Below are 20189 nucleotides of genomic sequence, written 5' to 3'. Positions count from 1 at the left end.
AGACGAATAACAGGCAGTATTTTTAATACTGTATCTATGGATGCATCAAAGGAATGAGATTATGACTGAGCAGCAACTGGACGCGATACTCAAGGCTCTGAAAAAACACTACCCCAATGGCCAGGGCGTGATCAGCCTGTCAATGGAAACCGGGATAGAGCAGAGCGAGCTGAGAAAATACCTGAAAGCCAATCCCGACTACTTTATCCGCCGCGGCAGCGAAGAGAGATACCTTCTCAATCGTTTCGGTCCCTTTCAGGGCGAGACTCAGGCAATTCTGGACCATTATCAACAGATGCAGCAGCGACCGAGTAAATCATCCAACTTCTTGTTTTGGTTATTTGCCAGCGCCCTGTTTATTTTGTTTGTAAATCTAATGAATGAAACGCCCGGCTGAAGCGGGCGGTATCGATTCAATCAACTCAGATTGGATTAAGCAGTGGCCTTTTCAATCGCCTGGGATACATCAGCGATAATGTCGTCGATATGCTCAATCCCCACAGAGATACGAATAAGATCTTCGCTGACTCCGGCACTGGCCAGCTCCTGATTATTCAACTGTCTGTGGGTAGTCGTCGCTGGGTGACAAGCCAGTGATTTGGCATCTCCGATATTCACCAACCTTAAAATCATCTGCAGGGCATCGATAAACCGACCACCGGCCTCCAGGCCACCTTTGATGCCAAAACTGATAATGCCTGAGGCTTTACCGCCGCAGATTTTGTCGCAGTTTGCCTTGTATGGGCTTCTTTCCAGGGCTCCATAATTCACCCAGTTGACTGCAGGGTGCCCCTCAAGATATGCCGCCAAGGCTTCGGCATTGCTGCAGTGCCGCTCCATTCTCAGGCTCAGGGTCTCCAATCCCTGCAGCAGCAGGAAAGCGCTTTGCGGAGACAGTGCCGAACCGGTATTCCGCAGTGGCACTACCCGGCAGCGACCAATAAAGGCCGCTGGCCCAAAGGCCTCGGTATACACCACACCATGATAGGAAGGATCCGGCGTATTAAGCACAGGGAACCTGTCTTTATTGGCCGCCCAGTCGAACTTACCAGAGTCAATAATGATACCGCCAATAGTGGTACCGTGGCCGCCGATGTATTTAGTCAGAGAGTGAATAACAATATCGGCACCATGCTCAAACGGCTTGCACAGCACAGGTGTCGCAACCGTGTTATCGACTATCAAAGGAACACCATGCTTGTGGGCGATCTCAGCCAGCTTCTGGATATCCACAATATTGCCTGCAGGGTTACCGATTGACTCACAAAACAGCGCCTTGGTCTTATCGTCGATATGGGCTTCCAGACCGGCGTAATCATCAAAAGCCGCCATTCGAACTTCCACACCCTGACGCGGCAGAGTGTGGGCAAACAGGTTATAAGTGCCACCGTAAAGCTGACTGGTGCTGACAATATTGTCCCCCACTTCCACCAGAGCCTGAATCGCATAGGTAATCGCCGCCATACCTGAAGCTACGGCCAGCGCCCCAATACCGCCTTCGATGGCAGCCAAGCGTTGCTCCAGCACATCAGTCGTGGGGTTCATAATGCGGGTGTAGATATTGCCCGGCACCTTGAGATCAAACAGATCCGCACCATGCTGAGTGTCATCAAAGGTATAGGAAGTGGTTTGGTAAATAGGCACAGCAGCAGCCTTAGTGGTCGCTTCCGATTGATAACCATGGTGCAGTGCCAGTGATTCCAGTTTCATGATTCGGCTCCTTGAATGTGGGCAATATTTACGCAGCGGATTCAAGTTAGCAATTAGACGTCCGGAAGTCTAGATGTTTTATTCATTCTGATGCTACAGAATGTTCTGGCTTGTTTAATGTTGGTGATGGATGTGGCCTTCAGTTACCACTTTCCTGTTTTGATAGGCAAGCTGCGCTTGGCCGTATGATGTTTTATCCCTGCGGGATATACCGCCTGCCAGCGGCTAAAGTCGTGGAGCTTCGCCCCACACCCGACCAAAAGGGGAACAACAGCATTTCCCTCTTGGATCTCCCTTGCCGCCCCAACCGAAGTTGTTATCCATCGTAAAATGCCTTCAATGGACGCAAACACCGCCGATTCGCCATCCCTGGCTCAGCGGCGTCTGCTCTGTCATCCATGACAGAGCTTGCTATTTAAGCCATTTCCCTCCGGCAACTCCGGACGGGGATTGGTGTATCCCTCATACTCTAAGTTACCCTAAGTCACTTCCACGAGCCGGTTACCCCGTTAAATCAGAGAGAATAGAAGTGCCTCCTGTTACCAATAAACCATCGATTATTCAGGTTGTTAGTGGTAACGTTTGTCCAATAGGCGTGACTGATAGCGCGAGATAACGAGACGTCTCGATTTCCCGGTAAAGTTATCTATCCATAGAGATTTTTAGTAGCAGATTTTTGTGAATAAAACGGATCGATAGCGTGGTCGCGCAAAAATGGATAAACAGGCGTTCTCGTTATTAAAATGTTAGGTACAAATGGAAATTTCGGCATTAGAGGCATCTACTTCAACTTATTTCATAGTTGCAATTGTCTATGAGCTAACTCTTCGTAAAGAACTTCAATCAAAGTCCGACATTGTTTCGAGTCTTACATACTTTACATTTGGCTTCATTTTTAAACCGATGATTAAAATTATGGGATTTAGGTTTTGGGGTTTCAGCAAAAGATTAAATGCTGTCGGCACAGTATTTTCTTCAGTACATTATATCTTACTAATACAGATTTATTTAAACGCATTAAATTCAGACAGTTAAGTTACAACTTGCACCTAGCAAGCCAATCAATCGGGAAGGCTAAAGCATGGCTCGGTTTCGCTTCGCGACACAGTATAGCCATGCATTTATCAGCCCCTTATTGGGGGCGTTATATCCCCACAAGTCCAAAGTAACTAGATGTCCCCAAATTGATTGCACATTGGCTGAGGATTACACCCTGTCCCCGTCTGAAGTTGCCGGAGGGGATTGGATGCAATAGTGGATGTCATCATGGATGATGACATAGGCGGCGCAAAGCCAGGGATGGTGAATCGACGCCGGTTACGTCAATTGCATGCAATGCACGTTGGGTCACAACTTCGGTGGGGGGTCCTTGGGGTTGTTAGGGGTATTGGACAAGCAATACCCCTAACCCGGGTGAAGCCTGGAAGGCTTCGATGTTCTGGCAAGCGAAGCTTGCCTAAATACATGCCGAAGGCATGCTTAGTGCGCAGCACTAACAAATTCGTCAAGCGCAGCTTGGCTAACCACCAACCCAGCCGATAGGCAAACTCAACTATAAACTCCTGGCAACGACATTGGCCGCCGGACATACTGATACAGCAGGCTGTGGAAGTACTCGATATCTGACTTTGAACATTTGGACCACTCAAGCGCCTCCCCCACAACACCATGGTGCTGGAAGGCATTCAGTCTGATATTCACAGACTCAGGTAAACCGGCAAGAAACTTTCCTACCGCTGCGACTTCTATATCCAAATCGCTCTTGCCCGGAATATGCAACAGCCGGACTTCGTGGAGTTTGCCCAAATCCGCAAGATGCTTGATGCTGGCCAATACTCTGTGATTATTCCTGCCCACCAGCCATTGGTGAGTTTCAGATTGCCAGGATTTCAAATCAATCATGGCACCATCGAGCCAGGGCGCGACTTTATCCCAACCGGTCAGTGTCAGCTCGCCGTTACTGTCGATAAAACAGGTCAGGTGACTGAGTTCAGCATCCGCTTTGATGGCACTGAATAACGCTATGATGAAAGGCAATTGCAGGGTGGCCTCACCGCCGGAGACGGTAATCCCACTTAAAAAGAAGTGGTGTTTGCGGATCAGTGCCAGCAGATCGCTGACACTGATCTCGCTGATCTTTGGGTTGGATTGATGCGGGCAAACATCAAGGCAAAGATCACACTGGGTACAGAGACTACTCACCCACGTCACCTTGTTTTCATTGGTGTCTTTGGTTATCTGCAAGGCACCAGTGGGACAGTGAGGGACACAGTCACCACAGTGGTTGCAGTGATTAATGGTGTGTGGGTTATGGCAGCTGATGCAATTGAAATTACAGCCCTGCAGGAAGATCACCATACGGTTGCCCGGACCATCCACACAGGAGAAGTTCAGAATACGACTGACTTTTGCTGTTCTTTCAAGAGGTTTCACTGCCGATGTCACTGTTCTTTAATACTCGTTAAATTGCTGCGGTTATCAATGAGTTTACCTGGCCAGCGCCGGAGTCATCTCCAGGCTGGCGACCCGAGGCATACGCTCAAGCACACCTGTGTTCTTAGCCGCTTCTGCGCCCAGGAAAGTGGTGTTGGTACGAGAGCCTTCATCATCGTAACGGGCGATATCAGACAGTTTCACCATATAGCCGGTGATACGAACCAAGTCATTGGAAGCCACGTTGGCAGTAAACTCACGATAACCCGCCATCAGGGCGCCTTTAGCCAGGTTAAACATGGCTTCAGGGTTGGCTTTAACAGTCTCATCAATGGTCAGAATGTCACTGATACCAGAGGTGTAATACTGGTGATGACCGGCGGTAGCTTGCACATAACTGACAGGATCCGGTTCTGTGCCATAAGGAATACGGACACCCGGAGTCACCGCATCATCAATGCTGATGCCACCCTGAGCGTGCAGTACAGCCTTACCATTCAGGCCATAGGTGACTGTCATCTCATCCACCAGCTGCGCCAACCTGGCAGAGATACGATGGCCCAATTCATTGGCTTCCACATCATGACCGTAACGACCGGCCTTACCCGCTTTGTCCATCAGCTGGTTAACGGCTTCAGCCATACCATAGATACCGAACATAGGGGCAAAACGCTGCTCGTCGATCAGACCTTCTTTCGCCAGGAAGCTTTCGAAGAAGTTGGAGTCCTGGTGCAGGAAGCTGCTGCGGGCATTCATCAACTCACGCATCAGTTCGCTGTGATATGGCAGTACCGACTCTAGGAAATCGGCTTCGTCTTTAGCCTTAGCTGCCACCAGCTTGAGGTTCATACGTACCAAGGTGTTGGAACCGCCGCACAATGGCAGAGAGTTGTAGCAGCTCACAATGCCAAAACGCTTGTCGCCATAGGCTGCGGCATGCATTGGGTAATTGGCAATGTGAGGCTTGCTACACTCACAAATATTGCTCGCGGCCTGACGCAGCAGGTCATCAGGCGTCACTGCCGGGTCATACATAAATGTCAGATTGGGGGCGATCTGCTTCAGCTCAGCATCAACCTTGAGGATGGTGCGACATACAGGGCTATCAGCTGGGCCAATGTTGACGTGCATAAAGGCGTCAGGCAGGGTTCTGTCGAGCATAATCCAGAAGCGCTTGAGCTTGGTGTACAGCTGCTCATCAGTCAGTTCCCCCACATAAGGCATCAGCAGATCATCCAGCTGCCCCAGATATACAGGAATGGAGGTTACTGACGGCACATGGTGATAGATGATGCTCAACATATTCAGCGCATCATCAAAGTCCTGAGCCGGAGCCAGCTCCAGGTACTCAGAGCCATTTTTCAGAAATACCGCATAATCAGGCAGCACATATCTTGGCTTGAATGGCGCGTGACCTTCAAACATGTCACACACACTGCCATCGGCCATCACTTCACGTACCGCATCTGATACTGCCACATAAGGCAAAGACGCTTCCGCTTCCAGCGACAACCAATGGGTCTTTTGCTTTGGCGACAAGTTGGGGTTAGTGATGATGTTGTGGAACTTTTGCTGCAGCTCAGAAAGGGCTTGAGTCATAGGGATACTTCCGAAACGGGTCTGGATCTTCTGCCTGTTATCAGCAAGCAGAGCTTGATGGCAGCACTTTACTCAGCCCACCTGCAATTCCCCAGTGAATTATCGGGATTAAGGCTTTTCCAAAAAGGAAATCCGCTGCACAGATCACAGTCGCAAATTCAGCAACTGCTGATAGAGTGACGCGCGATCTGCTGGTAGGCTTTCACAGATCCCGAATAAAGCTCAAAGATCCCGGCTATGAATTATCTTGCACTCTCCCGCGTCAGTATGAAGCACCTGGCGGTTTTCCAACTGATGTTACGCACCCAGAGTGTCACTCTGGCCGCAGAGCGCCTGTGTGTGACGCCATCCAGCATCAGTAAAACCCTGTCGCAGTTAAGGGAGCTGCTGGATGATGAGCTCTTCTACCGGGAAGGCAATCAGCTGACCCCCACCCCCTATGCCATTAGTCTGGCACCATCGGTGCAGGACATTCTCGCCAGGGTGAATGGCCTGATTGCCGAAGGAGAGTTCAATCCACAAACCTGGGTGGGACAATTTTCCCTGTCCATGCGCGCCAGCACGCTGGAGTTGTTCAGTGGGGCTATCTCCAGACTCAGCCAGTCACTGGCCAGTTCGGTCAGCCTGAATATCTTTGCCAAGGAGCAATTGGGGTTTGATGCCCTGCTTAGGGGTGAGGTGCATTTTTTGCTGCTGCCCCACGATATTACCCAGCCACCGGTATTGCACAGAGATCTGGTGTGGAAGACAGTTATCAAAGATGAGCTGGTGTGCCTGATGAATCCGGACCATCCATTAGCCAGCCAGCCGCTGACACTGGAGCGGTATCTGCAATACCGGCATATCGGCATCCATGACCGCGAACTGGCCGAGCCCTACTTCATTCAGCACCTCACTCAGGCCTTTCACGCCCGGGATGTGGCCCTGACCGTGGCCGACTTTGGTGGTGCTGCCAGCCTGTGCAGCCAAACAGATTACCTGCTGACCTGCTCCAAACTCTGGGCAGACAATGCCCCCCAGGCCAACAGACTGCTGCAAACCACCCTGCCCTTTGACTATGGCAAGGTGGGTTACAGTCTGGTGTGGAACCGCAATAGCCTGAAGGACCCAGCACTGTCCTGGCTACATCAACAGCTGCTGAAACTACTGCCAATAGCCACAAGTTAATCCATAAATATCATAACCTTAGATAAAATCACAAAAATCTAATACTTTTGGGTGTCTTCTATCGCGCCCGGCAGTTTGCTTTGATGGTGGAAACTTTGGGACCGGGATCCGGGATCACACTTTTAAAGCGGAAGTAAAAACATCTAGACGTCTAAATTGACAGGCATCCATCTATTCAATATATTTGCGCTAACTTAGCCGACAAACCTCATTAAATCAGTCGGCTCTATAACAAGCGTTTGGCCGGAATTGATGCCGCCAGGATATAGCCAAGATTTGTACCTCACAGGGAAAGGGTACAAATAGATAATAGAATAAGAGAGAAAAACTTTGACTCATCCAGTGACACCAGAAACGGCAAACAACCAGGGCTCCATTATCGCCCTGCTGCCCCTGTTCCTTTTCCTCGCGCTGTTTATTGGCGCCGGTTTATACTTCCAGAGCCTGGGAACCGACTTTGCGTTCTACCAACTGCCTGCTCCAGTGGCGATTCTGCCCGCTATCGTGCTGGCGTTGGTTATCTCCAAACAGAAGCTGAACTCTGCCATTGAAACCTTTATTGCAGGGATAGGCCACAGCAATATTATCGCTATGTGTCTTATCTATCTGTTGGCAGGTGCCTTCGCCTCTGTCGCCAAGGTCACTGGTGGTGTTGATGCAACAGTTGCCCTGGGTCTGTCGCTGATCCCTTCTGAGCTGCTGCTGCCGGGTTTCTTTGTGATTGCCGCCTTTATTGCCACCGCCATGGGTACCTCCATGGGCACAATCGCTGCCGTAGCGCCAATTGCACTGGGCGTAGCCGAACAGGCTGATATCAGCCTGCCATTGATGGCTGGTGCGGTAATGTCCGGTGCCCTGTTCGGTGACAACCTGTCCATCATCTCTGATACCACAATTGCAGCCACCCGAACTCAGGGCTGTGAGATGAAAGACAAGTTCCGCGAAAACCTGATCTTTGCACTGCCTGCAGCATTGATAACCCTGATACTGTTCACCTTTGCCGGTCAGGGACAGGCTGAGCTGGCTGCTCAGGAGATCGACCTGATTAAAGTGATCCCATACCTGACCATTCTGGTGTTGGCGGTTGCCGGATTGAACGTGTTCGTCGTCCTGGCCATAGGTATTGTGCTGGCAGGCGCTACCGGCCTGCTGGGTGGCGAATATGGCTGGGTCACTTTTGGTAAGGATATCTACGCTGGTTTCACCAACATGCAGGAGATCTTCATTCTGTCCATGCTGGTAGGCGGCCTGGCAGCGCTGATGCAGCAACAGGGTGGCCTGACCTTTGTTAGCCGTCAGATCGAGAGAGTGATCGCTCGCTTCTCCAAGGCAAAAGGTGAAGCTTCCTGTCGAGCCGCTGAGCTGGGTATGGCTGGTATTGCCGCCGCCACTAACCTGTGTGTGGCCAATAATACAGTGGCGATTGTGGTAAGCGGTGATATCGCCAAAGACCTGGCGACCAAACACGGCGTAACACCCAAGCGCTCCGCCAGTATCCTGGATATCTTCGCCTGTATCATTCAGGGTCTTATCCCTTACGGTGCGCAGGCTCTGCTAATCGCCTCCACCTTCGCCATTAGTCCTGTAGAAGCAGTAAGCTACACTTGGTATGGTATGGTACTGGCAGTTGTTGCAGTCGCCATTGTGATAGTTCGTCCACGTAGCTGACAAACCAATGGCGCTGTGTATCGGCGCCTTGAATACAGGGAACCTCATGTCGAAAGATGAGGATATTCACCACGGAAAGTACGATCCCCACAGACTGATTTTTCACATGTGTCTGGTGGGGGTCAGCATTTGTGCCTTAGGCATGGCTGCGACCCTGTACGCCTTCTTTCAGGAGCTGGGCTGGGGGATCTTCAGTCTGCATGTTGATGCTCTGGGTGATTACCTGCGCTCCCCCCTCGCCTTTATTTATAATGTTTGTCTGCTACTTGCCGGAGCCTGCTTTGTTCTGGCCATGTATGGACTGCATCTGGTCCGGTATGACAGGTTTACCTCTCTGTTGGCTCTGTCGGGCATGCTTTGCGGGGTCACCATCATGCTGCTGGGCGTTTACCCCTTTAACGATCAGTCTGCCCATCACCTGGTCGTCATCGCATTTATCTCCAGTTCCATGTTGATGTTCGGCGTGCTGTTTCTGTACCGTTTCGCCCGCCCTCAAATCTGCCCCCCATTGCTGGGGGTTATCAGCCTGGTCGGCTTTGTCAGTTGCCTGATGGTGCTGTGGGAGCTGGAACCCAACAGGCAAACCTCACTGTGTGAAGATGGCAAGCCTTGTTATCTTGCCATGCTGATGTGGACCCATACATTTGCCACCATGCTGACAGGGATTGGGCTTGCCATGATGGCCAGACGCCTGATCGCCGCCACTCTGGACTGATTTCCCCATATTGGCCAAATTTGTGAGCTGCGCACTGGACTCGGAGCACAGCTTAATGAATATTAGCGCCCCCGAAATTCAGTCAATTTTTCACCATGTACGCCAGACCTGCCCCCTCACTGGGACAGTACGATCTTCATCATCTGATCATTTTCCTTATGCTGACCGGCGCCTTTGTTGCCACGGCAGGCCTGGTGCTGACTGTAGGTTATGAATATCTGTGCATGGGACTGAAAGTCTTTGCCCTGAGAGCCAATCAACTGGGTGACTATCGGCTGTCGCAAATGGCCTATGTCATTAATGGCAGCACCCTGTCTTATGGCATGTGTACCCTGATGGGAATGTTTGGCCTGTACCAGCTGAAATTGGATAATCTGAGCAAGCTGATGGCAATGACCGGTGGCTGGATGGGGCTGTCAATTCTGCTTATTGGGATATACCCACTTAACTATCTGGAGCAACACAGGTTCTGGTCAACCAGTGTACTGTTCAGCTGCATCATTTTGTGCATTATCACCATAGTGGGCTGGCTGTCCCACAAGCGCTACTGCACCCGTGGAATGACTATTGTCAGCATTCTGCTGTTTCTTGGTACCTTCGCGATTTTACTGCAGGTAGACCTCAAGACACTGCAACTGCAGCCCTGCCCCAAAGTTCTTGAGCCCCACTTCTGCTCTATCGCCCTTAACTCCTGGGCCATGTGCATATTGTCGATAATCTGGGATGTACTGCTGGCGTTGAATATGCGTAAACTTGTGATCCAGGATTATCAGGCACTGTCGCTCAGGCATTTAAGGGGAGAGTAAATTGAGATTGGCACACTATCTTGCCCAGTGCGGTGTAGGCTCCCGCAGGCAGTGCCAACGTCTTATTACTGAGGGACGGGTCAGTTTTCAGGGGCGGGTAGCCAATCACACCGACCGGCTGACACTGTCCTGCCCGCAGGAGCTTATGGTAGACAACCAGCCCATTCCCGGCTTTGAACCTAAAACCAGCTGGCTTTTCCACAAACCTGTAGGGATTGACTGCCGTTTGCAGGCACATGATCCCTCCAGCCTGCTTCACCGACTGCCAGACTCGCCCCGGCTGTACCCAGTAGGCAGACTGGATAAGGACTCCCGGGGGCTGTTGCTGCTCACTAATCATGGTGATCTGACACAACGCCTGATGCATCCGGACTTTGGTCACACCAAGACCTATCACGTCACAGTCGATCGCCCTTTTGACCAGACTTTTACTCAGATGATGTCTGCCGGTGTCAGCTACGGCGAAGTCACAACCCTGCCCTGTGAGTGTCGAGCGCTTGACCCAAACAGGTTTGAAATCATCCTCAATCAGGGTCTTAACCGCCAAATTCGCCGCATGTGCAAAGCACTGGGTTACCGGGTAATTGACCTGAAACGAATTGAAATTATGGGGCAGAGTCTGATGGATGCTCAGGGGATTGAACTTGAGGAAGGAAAAATGCGGCCGCTCACAGATAGTGAACTGACCGCATTAATTTTGGCTGTTGGTCTATAAAACCAAACAGCAGGATTACTTAACGATAACCATCTCTTCCAACAGGTTGTCAGCGTTATCCAGATACTCCATCACCCACAGCATATAACGGCTGTCCACCTGAATAGAGCGATTGGTTCGATCATCATAGTTCCAGTCGCCAATGATTGACTCATAAACACCATCAAACAGCAGTCCCACCAGCTCGGCACGACCATTCATAGCCGGTGAACCTGAGTTACCGCCAGTGGTATCCAGAGTCGACAGGAAGTTTACCGGTACTGAGTCGATGGCAGGCATATAGTAATCGCCATACTGTTTCTGCTCGATAAGCTCCAATTGCTTTTTGGGTGCATCGAATGGGTCAACACCTGTGTCCTTGGCCAGAATGCCTTCCAGACGAGTGAATGGGATAGCATACAGACCATCTTGCGGCGCATAACCTTTAACATGGCCAACAGTGACACGCAGACTGGAGTTGGCATCAGCATAAACCGGCTTACCCTGACTTTCATTAAAGGCAATAATCGCTTCCATATAGACAGGACGAACCTTCATCAGGTCGCCTGCCAGCTGTTTACGCTCAGCTTCCAGTGCCTGACGGGCATCATAGCGAGCAACTGCCAGCTTGATAAAGGGGTCATCAGACTGCTTAAACTCCTCAACAGACTTGTCCATCCAGGCCAGTCGGGTCGCTTTATCGTCCAACTTTGTGGCGGCGTAAGCTTTGTTAAGCATCTTCTCAAGCCTGACCTGATCGAACTTGCCCTTAATGCCGAATGCCTTATCAAATCCGGGCACACGCTGCTCTGCAGGCAACTGGGCATAACGACTCAGCATCTCCAGGAAAATCGCCTTATCCACACTCTCGGCATAACGACGGTCGATGCGCTCCATACCTGATTTAAAGCGAGTCATATCCCGCTCCTGGTAACCAGGTTCACGCTCCATATCCGGCTTTTGCTTCTCATTGGCCAAACGATACAGACTGTCTGCCGTCTTCAGCATCTGGGAGTAACCCATATAGCCGAGGATCAGGTCTCTTTCCTGAGTTTGCTTGTCTTTGGCAATCAGCTGGTTCAACTCGGTCAACGCCTTACCATACAGCTTTTTACGGTCGCTGTTGGCATTGATCCACTCTGCCAGTTCCTTCTCCATGGCAACCTTGTCTGCCAACATGGAGGACTTGCCATAAAACTCAATCATTGAGGTGTAGTTCTTGGCGTAATTGGCCAGACCCGCCAACGCGCTCTCATACTTAATGCGATCGTCAGAACCTTCCGGCGCGGCTTCATAGATGATATCCATGATGGTTTCCCGCAGTCCTTTGGCATTGGGATATACCCATTCAAACTGGTTCTCCACCTCTTCAGCGGTGCGATATCTGTTGGTGCGGCCGGGATAACCGGCAACCATCACAAAGTCCCCTTCCTGAACACCTTTGGCTGACACCTTCAGGAAGCTGTCCGGCTCAAATGGTACATTGTCTTCACTATAATCGGCTGGCTTTCCGTCAGGCCCAACATAGGCACGATAGAAGGAGAAGTCACCGGTATGACGGGGCCACATCCAGTTGTCGATGTCACCACCATATTTGCCCACACTGCCCGCCGGGTTGTATACCAGACGTACATCGCGGATCTCCAACTGTTTCACCAGATAATATTCGAGGCCACGGTGGAAGCTGTATACCTGACAGCGATAACCACCTTCCTGCTCACATTCAGCAACCAAGGTCTTTTCGCGAGCTTCTACCTCTTTATAGAAATCATTGCCCTGCTTTGATGACAGCCCGGCTGTCACCTTGTCGGTCACATTGGTGATCTCTTCAGTGACATACATGCGGGAGCCAGGAGTCGCCTGCAGTTCATCTGACATCTTGCGCGCCAGAAAGCCATCTTTCAGCAGGTTATTGTCAGCAGTGGAGTTATATTGAATAGCGCCGTAGGCACAGTGATGATTGGTCACCACCAGGCCTTTTGGCGATACGAAAGAAGCGGTACAGCCCCCCAGGCTAATCACCGCATTCATAGGAAACTCAGTCAGCTCAGAGATAGACTTTACATCTATCTCAAGGCCCTTGGCCTTCAGCTCTGCAGCCATATCAGGCAACTGGTGTGGCTGCCACATCCCCTCATCGGCCTGGGCGGTAAAGGCAGTGGCCACCGCAGCCGTTAGTAACCATTTTTTCATGATCTTATGTCCATATATGTATTTGCTTATGTGGGTGGCCATCCCGCCCATTAGTCATTTTTGTGCCGGGCAGAAACAAAAAGTCGGGCCAACTGGAACCCGACTTTATCACATGTCACTTTTTTGCCAACTCTGTCGACATGATGCGTTACAAAAGCACCACTGAAGGCTACATCACAGCGCCACCCAAAGTTGGGCAAACACTATCATTGTGCCGGCGGCGCCTGACACTGCCAGTGCCGCTCTTCCACCTGACACCTGATATCCCTGAGGCTGTGTTTGCCGCTGACGCAATACCATGGCAATAGGCAGAAAGATAATCATTACCACCAGTGGCACTGCGGCAAAACCGAGTACAGCCACAAAACCGTCAGGGTAGAAAAGCGCACACAACAGAGGTGGAATAAAGGTAATTAACCAGGTTTGAATACGGCCGGCCACAGTCTGGGCGGCGCGGGTCAGCTCAGCGACGAAGTCATACAGGCTCAGGGTCACGCCCAGGAAGGAAGTGATCAGCGCCAGGTCAGCAAACAGAGATACCGCCTTACTGATAAAGTCACTCTCCACAATCGCCTTCAATGCAGTAACCAACTCCGCCAAAGAACCATTGAAAGAGTTGATTTCAGGACCGCCTACTGTGCCCAGGGTCACCATCAACCAAAGGATGTAACAGGCCAGCGGGATAGTAGAACCTATCAAGAGTACTTTACGCAGGACCTTGGTATCACCATCCAGATAGCGCACCAGAGTCGCGATACATACATGGAAACCAAATGAGGTGAACACCACAGGGATGGCTGCCATCCATATACCAGCAGGCTCCTCAGCGACTGCCTGCAGCATCATCTGAGTCGGACTCACTTCAGGCACCAGAAACACGACAACAATCACCAAAGCGACAACCATCAGAGAGAACAGCAAACGGGACACCTTGTCGACCCAGGCCACTCCCAGAGCCGCGAATCCTCCCAGGATAAGCGTAAACAGCAATACAGCAGTGGTATGGCTCAGCTCCATATCCAGCATAGACTGAGCTTTTAGCGTGAGTAGAGAAGAGCCCCCAGTCAGATAAGCCGCAGTCAACGCAAACAGCAGACTGAGAAACGAGGCCCCCTGGATAAACTGTCCTTTTTTCCCCAACAATTTACCGGTAATGACGTGGACGTTCTCACCGACACCTGACTTGAGATTAATCTCCAACATCAGCAAGGCGGTATATGCCGACAGTCCCCATATAATCAGCATTAACATCAGGGCTTGCCAGAACCCCAACGCAGCAGTGGCCAAAGGCAAAGCCAACATACCGGCACCAATGGCCGTCCCAGCCACAATGGCGATAGAACCCAGAGTCTTTAAAATCACAAATATGTCCTGTTATCTCATTATTCTTGTTTTACATAGCCACAGATTTACCGGGCAGCAGAGAGTCAGATTCAGAACAACGGTAAGCGGTGAGAGCGCAAAAGGAAATCATCAGCTTCCTGAAGCGGATTAAACGCGGGAGCAAGGTTCAGGCGTTATCTGTTCAAACGTCGCCATAAACTAACCGGGCCAGGGGTTCTGTCGAAGTCACAATGCCCCCGGCACGAGATATATCTCTGCTTACTCTAAAAATTTGACCTCAGCGGACATTATCAGAGCCTACTGAAGCGCACAAGGGAACGCCGCTGAACCGGGCGAGCAGAGGTACCATACAAGTCAGGGAGGCGTCATCGCCGAAGCCTTTAATTCAGCTAGGTTTGACGCTCCCTTAGGTGTTCTTACAACGCCACCCACAACTGAGCGAACACAATAGCCAGACCACTGAATGCAGCCAGCATAAACCCGGCTTTTCCACCTGCTACCTGATAACCGGAAGACTGGGAGTGACGCTGCTGTAGTGCCATGGCGATCGGCAAAAACACTATGATGAAAACCAGAGGCACAGCGGCAAAACCCAATACTGCGATGAAACCATCGGGGTAGAAAAGCGCACACAATAAAGGCGGAATAAAGGTAATCAGCCAGGTTTGCAAACGCCCAATAAAGGTGTTGGCCGTTCTTGTCAGCTCAGCCAGAAAATCGTACAGGCTCAGAGTCACCCCCAGGAAGGAGGTGATCAATGCCAGATCTGCGAATAGTGAAACCGCTTTGCTGATGATATCGCTCGCCACTATTGTCTGCAGCGCGGTAACCAGTTTGGGAAGAGAGCCTTCAAGCCCATGAATTGCCGGGCCACCGAGTGTTCCCAACGTCGCCATTAACCACAAGATATAACAGGCAAGGGGAATGGTAGAGCCTATCAGCAAAACCTTGCGCAACGCTTTGGCATCACCGTCGAGGTAACGAACCAGAGTAGCAATACACACATGAAAGCCGAACGACGTAAATACGACGGGAATCGCGGCCAACCAGGCATTTTCCGGATTATCTGTGACAGCTTGAGTCATCACCTGTGCAGGACTGACTTCCGGTAGCAGGAACATAAGCACAAGCGCCAGCGCCACAACCATCAAAGAAAACAGCAGTCTCGACACCTTGTCTACCCAGGCGACTCCCATAGCAGCGAATCCACCGAGGATACCGGTAAACAACAACACAGCTGCAGTATGACTAAATTCAATATTCAACAGAGTTTGCGCTTTAAGAGACAACAGCGAAGAGCCTCCTGTTAAATAGGCCGCCGTCAGCGCAAACAGCAAACAGGTGAAGGAGGCACTTTGGATAAACTGGCCTTTTTTACCCAGTAGCTTTCCGGTAATCACAAAGAGGTTATCCCCGACACCGGATTTCAAGTTGATCTCAAGCATCAGCAAAGAGGTGTATGTCGCCAGTGCCCAGATAACCAGCATCAGTACAGTTGCTTGCCAGAAGCCTAAAGCTGCTGTCGCCAGAGGTAAGGCCAACATACCCGCACCGATAGCGGTGCCTGCCACTATGGCAATAGAACCCAGTATTTTTAAACTCACGAATTTGTCCTGTTATTGTTTATTTTTGTATTTAATCGCGCCGAAAAACCGGACGCAGCAGGTCAGGTTCAGAACTGGGTACAGGAGAGTTTTTGAGGGGGAAAACCTGGGTTTTCAGAAGTGTGATAATTCGAATGGGGACAATCCGGAATCACTTGCTCAGCCTACTACACCATTCCAACTCTGACGGTCGAAAGGTAAGGCCCCAATGGCTGTGCTTGATTCCTTTTGGAATTAGGCCGGCCACCGGGGCTGGCTAAATCGCAACTTGATCATCGTAAGGTACATCACTCTATTTGCATTAGATTGTATTTCACTTCAGCGGACATTATCAGAGGCTTATGTTCTGCACAATAGAGCAAGAAGCTCTATTTCGAAGAAACAGAAAAATATGAAGTAAGCCTAGCGTGAGTGATTGAAAATCGGACAGAAATCATTAGAATGACGACGTCCTCGGGGGAGTAGCCGCCTGACGTTGAGAACAGAATGAATATCTGGGTCAACATAGGGGTGAGTATCAACAGACTTGGCAAGGTGCGCAGCACCCACATCACGCCATGGTGCTCACAGTTAACTGCATGCTTAAGCCTGCTTAGCTAACCTGGCAAGACCTGAGTACCGTAATCCATATCATTAAATGGAGCGGTGCTCGTGCGTCTGAATTCCCTGTTTTCCTCAGGTTTCACTCCACCCGCACTGCTCTTCGGGAGATTTCAATTGGAAGCTTTTCTGGCCTCGACACTTGCCGTCGCCGTTGCGGAAATCGGTGATAAAACCCAATTGCTGGCGCTACTACTGGCTGCCCGCTTTAAAAACAAAACCGCCATTGTCTCCGGTATTCTGGTAGCCACAGTTCTGAACCACTTTGCGGCAGCCTGGCTAGGCCAATGGGCAATGGAATGGGTATCGCCACAACTTGGCAGTTGGCTGATTTCCGCCTCCTTCTTTGCCATTGCCCTATGGGTATTGGTGCCGGACAAAGCCGACGAGGAAGAAAGTCGGTTCTACAGGTTCGGTCCCTTTATCGCCACCTGCATTCTGTTCTTTTTCGCTGAGATTGGGGACAAAACCCAAATCGCGACCCTGGTGCTGTCAGCCCGTTACGATGATCTGCTGATGGTCGTGACCGGAACCACAGTAGGCATGCTGCTGGCCAATGTACCAGTGATCTGGTTGGGTGACTTCAGCGCAGAGAAACTGCCGCTGGATTGGATACGCCGTGGTTGTGCCCTGCTTTTTGCCGTACTGGGGGCAGCGACTCTGGTATATGCCTGAGCCTTTGATATTCACACGATTGCCTGGCGTTGCACCCAGTCTTCAATCAAGTCGTAAACAGATGCCATAGCACCTCTCCTATCCAGTGGGAAAAGCTTAAGCATAGAGGCTTTCAGGATAAACTAAACCGATTAATTAAGATTATCCTTATCTACAAAACAAAACCAAAAGGTTCAGAAACAAAAAGCCCGCATGCGGCGGGCTTTTTGTTTTTATCATTCTGACTCAGCTCTTGGCTCTGGCCACCACAGCTGCCGTCATACGGGAGATACAGGTCATCTCTCCGGCACTGTTGTAGATCTTCACTTCCCACACTGAACTGCGCTTGCCCAAATGAACAGGAGTGGTTATCGCCTTTAACACCCCATTGCGGGACGCCTTAAGGTGATTGGCGTTGATCTCCTGACCAACGCAGTAAAAGTTCTCAAAGTCCACTGCAAAATTGGCTGCGTAACTGGCAATAGTCTCAGCCAGCACTACGTTGGCACCACCGTGCACTATACCCAGAGGATTATGCAGGTGCGGTCCAGCAGACATGGTCGCTACCATATAATCATCACCGATTTCGGTGACCTCTATCCCCAGAGTTTTCATCAAAGTCCCTTTGCCACTGATGCCGTTATCCAGCCGGGCGCAGTCTTCAAGCGTGACAGGCCTGAACCAAATACTCATACATAGAATCCTTAATCTTGATCAGTTGCAGGCAGTCTACTGACTAAATGCTGACTTGCAAAGGGTGATGAAGTTAGGAAAGGTGGCAATAGCGGGTGGCGCATCACAGTTTCGTGAAAGTGAATATTTGCGCTTGCTCAAGTACTTATGGATTGCAGAAAACAGATACAAAGTGGCCCCCGCTATCCGTTCGTTTTTTATAGTTGGATATCCGGGGGCCGTAGGGTAATCAGGTAGTCCTGACCTTATTTTTATTTTTCCATGACTTAGCCCCTGAGGGCGGCCTGGTATTAATCCAGGTCTTTTACCGCTTCCAGAGTCAGCTTGATCATATCGTTCAGAGTCTGCTGACGCTCTTCAGCAGTCAGGTGCTGACCCAGACGCAGGTGGTCGGTCACTGTCATCATGGCCAATGCACGGGCGCCAAACTCAGTGGCCACGCCATACAGACCCGCAGCTTCCATTTCCACACCCAGCATGCCGTACTTTTCCATAAAGTCGTAACGGCTCTCATCCGGGCTATAGAAGAGATCAGAAGAGTACAGGTTACCCACGTGGTAGCTGGCGCCCAGCTTCTCAGCAGCATCAGCAGCACGACGCAGCAGACCGAAGTCAGCAATCATAGCGAAGTCAGTCTGTGGGAAACGGGTACGGTTAACGGCAGAGTCAGTGCTCGCGCCCATCGCCATAACCACGTCCATCAGCTTGATCTTCTCGCTTACCGCGCCGCATGAACCAATACGGATGATGTTTTCAACACCGAAATCGGTGATCAGCTCTTTGGCATAGATAGAGATGGATGGAACACCCATACCTGAACCCATCACAGAGATGCGCTTGCCCTGGTATTCACCGGTATAACCAAACATATTGCGCACGTCAGTCACCAGACGAGCGTTTTCCAGAAAGTTTTCAGCGATGTATTTAGCGCGCAGTGGGTCGCCAGGCATCAGAACTGTTTTTGCAAAGTCGCCACTCTGGGCATTGATATGTGGTGTCATGGAATTAACCCCCAATAGAGAACAACAGACCGGCAATAGTGCCGCTCATCAAGTTGGCCAAAGCAGCTGCAATCAGTGCTTTACCGCCAATTTTACCCAAATCGTGACGACGCTCAGGGCACAAAGCCGACAGACCGCCAATCACCATGGCCAAAGAACCAATGTTGGCAAAGCCACACAGGGCGAAACTGATAATTACCTGGGTCTTTTCAGACAGCTGATCTGCCACCTTCAGGAAGTCAACGTAAGCCACAAACTCGTTGATCACCATCTTCTGACCAATGAAAGAGGCAGCAGTGGTTGCTTCGCTCCAGGGAACACCCATTACCCATGCCAGAGGCGCCAGGATATAACCCAGAATCATCTGCAGGGACAGGCTTTCGATACCGAACCATCCGCCGATACCACCAATAATACCGTTCACCAGCGCAATCAGCGCCACGAACGCCAGCAGCAAGGCCGCAACTGCCATCACCTGCTGCATCCCCATGGAAGCACCGTTGGCGGCAGCATCCAGTACGTTGGCTGGCTTGTCTTCCAGATCGTCCATCACCTTCTTGATGTCGTTTTCCGGGGTTTCAGTCTCCGGCCACATCAGTTTGGCAAACAACAGACCGGCTGGTGCAGTCATAAATACCGCCGTCAGTACGTACTTAACATCGACACCCATCTGGATGTAACCAATCATGGTACCGCCAGCCACAGACGCCAGACCACCGGTCATTACGGCGAACAGCTCAGAGCGGGTCATGGTTTTAACGAAAGGACGCACCATGGAAGGCGCTTCGATTGGACCAACAAAGATGTTGGCGGTTGCTGACAAAGACTCCGCACGGCTGGTACCCAGAATTCTGGCCAGAGCACCACCGATAACACCGATGACCATCTGCATAATACCCAGATGGTACAGTACGGCGATCAGCGAGCTGACGAATACAACCACACACAGTACGTTGATAACAAAGATAAAGCCCATACCAAAGTTGGCCAGGTCACCGAACAGGAACTTCAGGCCTTCGTTACCATAGCCGATTACGTTCATCACGCCATCGGAAGCAACCTGCAGTACGCTCTGACCAGCAGGCACGTACATTACAAATGCACCGAAAGCCACCTGGAAAGCCAATGCGCCCAGTACAGTGCGCACGTTAATCGCTTTGCGATTTTCTGACAGCAACACAGCCAGTCCCATCAGACTGAGCATACCTAAAATACTGATAAAAATTTCCATAAATTTTTAGTCCGGATAACCTGGAGATGGCGGCAGTGTATCCAGCGTAATTTCGGGGGCAAGAGATAAAGATCACT

At 50.7% G+C, this 20189-nt stretch carries 16 protein-coding genes; 7 read left to right on the top strand and 9 right to left on the bottom strand.

The features are described 5' to 3' along the window. Positions 1-61: 61 nt before the first annotated feature. Positions 62-397, top strand: a complete 336-nt coding sequence (locus L2725_RS01705; RefSeq protein ID WP_249247340.1) for a hypothetical protein — start codon at positions 62-64, stop codon at positions 395-397. Between the two features lie 35 nt (positions 398-432). Here the strand turns inward: L2725_RS01705 and L2725_RS01700 are convergent, their stop codons facing one another. The 3 genes from L2725_RS01700 to L2725_RS01690 form a co-directional block, all read right to left on the bottom strand. Further along, on the bottom strand, positions 433-1710 hold the full coding sequence (locus L2725_RS01700) for an O-acetylhomoserine aminocarboxypropyltransferase/cysteine synthase family protein (protein WP_249247339.1): 1278 nt from the start codon (positions 1708-1710) through the stop codon (positions 433-435). Between the two features lie 1548 nt (positions 1711-3258). Continuing rightward, a complete protein-coding gene (locus tag L2725_RS01695; protein ID WP_249247338.1) occupies positions 3259-4143 on the bottom strand; it encodes a YjjW family glycine radical enzyme activase in 885 nt (294 codons plus the stop codon). A gap of 54 nt (positions 4144-4197) precedes the next feature. Then, positions 4198-5742, bottom strand: a complete 1545-nt coding sequence (locus tag L2725_RS01690) for a YjjI family glycine radical enzyme (RefSeq protein ID WP_249247337.1) — start codon at positions 5740-5742, stop codon at positions 4198-4200. Positions 5743-5979: 237 nt separating this feature from the next. On the opposite strand from L2725_RS01690, the gene L2725_RS01685 reads away from it, so the two are divergent. From L2725_RS01685 to L2725_RS01665, 5 genes are all read left to right on the top strand, one after another. Beyond that, entirely contained in the window at positions 5980-6909 is a 930-nt protein-coding gene (locus L2725_RS01685) for a LysR family transcriptional regulator (RefSeq protein ID WP_249247335.1), read from the top strand. 330 nt (positions 6910-7239) lie between these two features. Then, positions 7240-8577 (top strand): Na+/H+ antiporter NhaC family protein, encoded by a 1338-nt coding sequence (locus L2725_RS01680; protein ID WP_249247333.1) that lies wholly within the window; start codon positions 7240-7242, stop codon positions 8575-8577. Positions 8578-8623: 46 nt separating this feature from the next. Further along, positions 8624-9292, top strand: a complete 669-nt coding sequence (locus L2725_RS01675; protein WP_249247332.1) for a hypothetical protein — start codon at positions 8624-8626, stop codon at positions 9290-9292. 95 nt (positions 9293-9387) lie between these two features. Beyond that, a complete protein-coding gene (locus L2725_RS01670) occupies positions 9388-10098 on the top strand; it encodes a DUF998 domain-containing protein (protein WP_248934143.1) in 711 nt (236 codons plus the stop codon). Position 10099: 1 nt separating this feature from the next. After that, entirely contained in the window at positions 10100-10813 is a 714-nt protein-coding gene (locus L2725_RS01665) for an RNA pseudouridine synthase (RefSeq protein ID WP_249247331.1), read from the top strand. A 15-nt stretch (positions 10814-10828) separates the two neighbouring features. Here the strand turns inward: L2725_RS01665 and L2725_RS01660 are convergent, their stop codons facing one another. The 3 genes from L2725_RS01660 to L2725_RS01650 all read right to left on the bottom strand — a co-directional run bounded on the left by L2725_RS01660 (position 10829) and on the right by L2725_RS01650 (position 15933). After that, the gene (locus tag L2725_RS01660; RefSeq protein ID WP_249247330.1) at positions 10829-12985 is read right to left on the bottom strand and encodes a S46 family peptidase; all 2157 of its coding nucleotides are present in this window, start codon (positions 12983-12985) and stop codon (positions 10829-10831) included. Between the two features lie 174 nt (positions 12986-13159). Further along, a complete protein-coding gene (locus tag L2725_RS01655; RefSeq protein WP_249247329.1) occupies positions 13160-14347 on the bottom strand; it encodes an aromatic amino acid transport family protein in 1188 nt (395 codons plus the stop codon). A 398-nt stretch (positions 14348-14745) separates the two neighbouring features. Beyond that, positions 14746-15933 carry an amino acid permease gene (locus tag L2725_RS01650; protein WP_249247328.1) on the bottom strand — a complete coding sequence of 396 codons (1188 nt, stop codon included), beginning with the start codon at positions 15931-15933 and terminating at the stop codon, positions 14746-14748. Between the two features lie 717 nt (positions 15934-16650). Between L2725_RS01650 and L2725_RS01645 the strand changes: the two genes are divergently transcribed. After that, on the top strand, positions 16651-17208 hold the full coding sequence (locus L2725_RS01645; RefSeq protein ID WP_249247327.1) for a TMEM165/GDT1 family protein: 558 nt from the start codon (positions 16651-16653) through the stop codon (positions 17206-17208). Between the two features lie 225 nt (positions 17209-17433). Here L2725_RS01645 and L2725_RS01640 read toward each other — a convergent pair whose 3' ends face one another. The 3 genes from L2725_RS01640 to L2725_RS01630 all read right to left on the bottom strand — a co-directional run bounded on the left by L2725_RS01640 (position 17434) and on the right by L2725_RS01630 (position 20112). Continuing rightward, positions 17434-17880 carry a PaaI family thioesterase gene (locus L2725_RS01640; protein WP_249247326.1) on the bottom strand — a complete coding sequence of 149 codons (447 nt, stop codon included), beginning with the start codon at positions 17878-17880 and terminating at the stop codon, positions 17434-17436. A gap of 290 nt (positions 17881-18170) precedes the next feature. After that, positions 18171-18881 (bottom strand): purine-nucleoside phosphorylase, encoded by a 711-nt coding sequence (gene deoD, locus L2725_RS01635; RefSeq protein ID WP_115137261.1) that lies wholly within the window; start codon positions 18879-18881, stop codon positions 18171-18173. A 4-nt stretch (positions 18882-18885) separates the two neighbouring features. Then, positions 18886-20112: a NupC/NupG family nucleoside CNT transporter gene (locus L2725_RS01630; protein ID WP_249247325.1), complete on the bottom strand. Its 1227-nt coding sequence runs from the start codon at positions 20110-20112 to the stop codon at positions 18886-18888. Between the last annotated feature and the right edge of the window lie 77 nt (positions 20113-20189).

The sequence above is a fragment of the Shewanella corallii genome (genome assembly GCF_023349125.1).
In the GTDB taxonomy this organism is placed as follows: domain Bacteria; phylum Pseudomonadota; class Gammaproteobacteria; order Enterobacterales; family Shewanellaceae; genus Shewanella; species Shewanella corallii.
Note: the sequence above shows the minus strand (reverse complement) of the source record. Positions and strands in the feature narration are given on the sequence as shown.

Excerpts from the sequence above, each read along its gene's own strand:
- L2725_RS01705 (WP_249247340.1), top strand. The coding sequence starts at position 62 with ATGACTGAGCAGCAACTGGACGCGATACTCAAGGCTCTGAAAAAACAC.
- L2725_RS01700 (WP_249247339.1), bottom strand. The coding sequence starts at position 1,710 with ATGAAACTGGAATCACTGGCACTGCACCATGGTTATCAATCGGAAGCG.
- L2725_RS01690 (WP_249247337.1), bottom strand. The coding sequence starts at position 5,742 with ATGACTCAAGCCCTTTCTGAGCTGCAGCAAAAGTTCCACAACATCATC.
- L2725_RS01685 (WP_249247335.1), top strand. The coding sequence starts at position 5,980 with ATGAATTATCTTGCACTCTCCCGCGTCAGTATGAAGCACCTGGCGGTT.
- L2725_RS01675 (WP_249247332.1), top strand. The coding sequence starts at position 8,624 with ATGTCGAAAGATGAGGATATTCACCACGGAAAGTACGATCCCCACAGA.
- L2725_RS01670 (WP_248934143.1), top strand. The coding sequence starts at position 9,388 with ATGTACGCCAGACCTGCCCCCTCACTGGGACAGTACGATCTTCATCAT.
- L2725_RS01660 (WP_249247330.1), bottom strand. The coding sequence starts at position 12,985 with ATGAAAAAATGGTTACTAACGGCTGCGGTGGCCACTGCCTTTACCGCC.
- L2725_RS01640 (WP_249247326.1), bottom strand. The coding sequence starts at position 17,880 with ATGAGTATTTGGTTCAGGCCTGTCACGCTTGAAGACTGCGCCCGGCTG.
- deoD (WP_115137261.1), bottom strand. The coding sequence starts at position 18,881 with ATGACACCACATATCAATGCCCAGAGTGGCGACTTTGCAAAAACAGTT.
- L2725_RS01630 (WP_249247325.1), bottom strand. The coding sequence starts at position 20,112 with ATGGAAATTTTTATCAGTATTTTAGGTATGCTCAGTCTGATGGGACTG.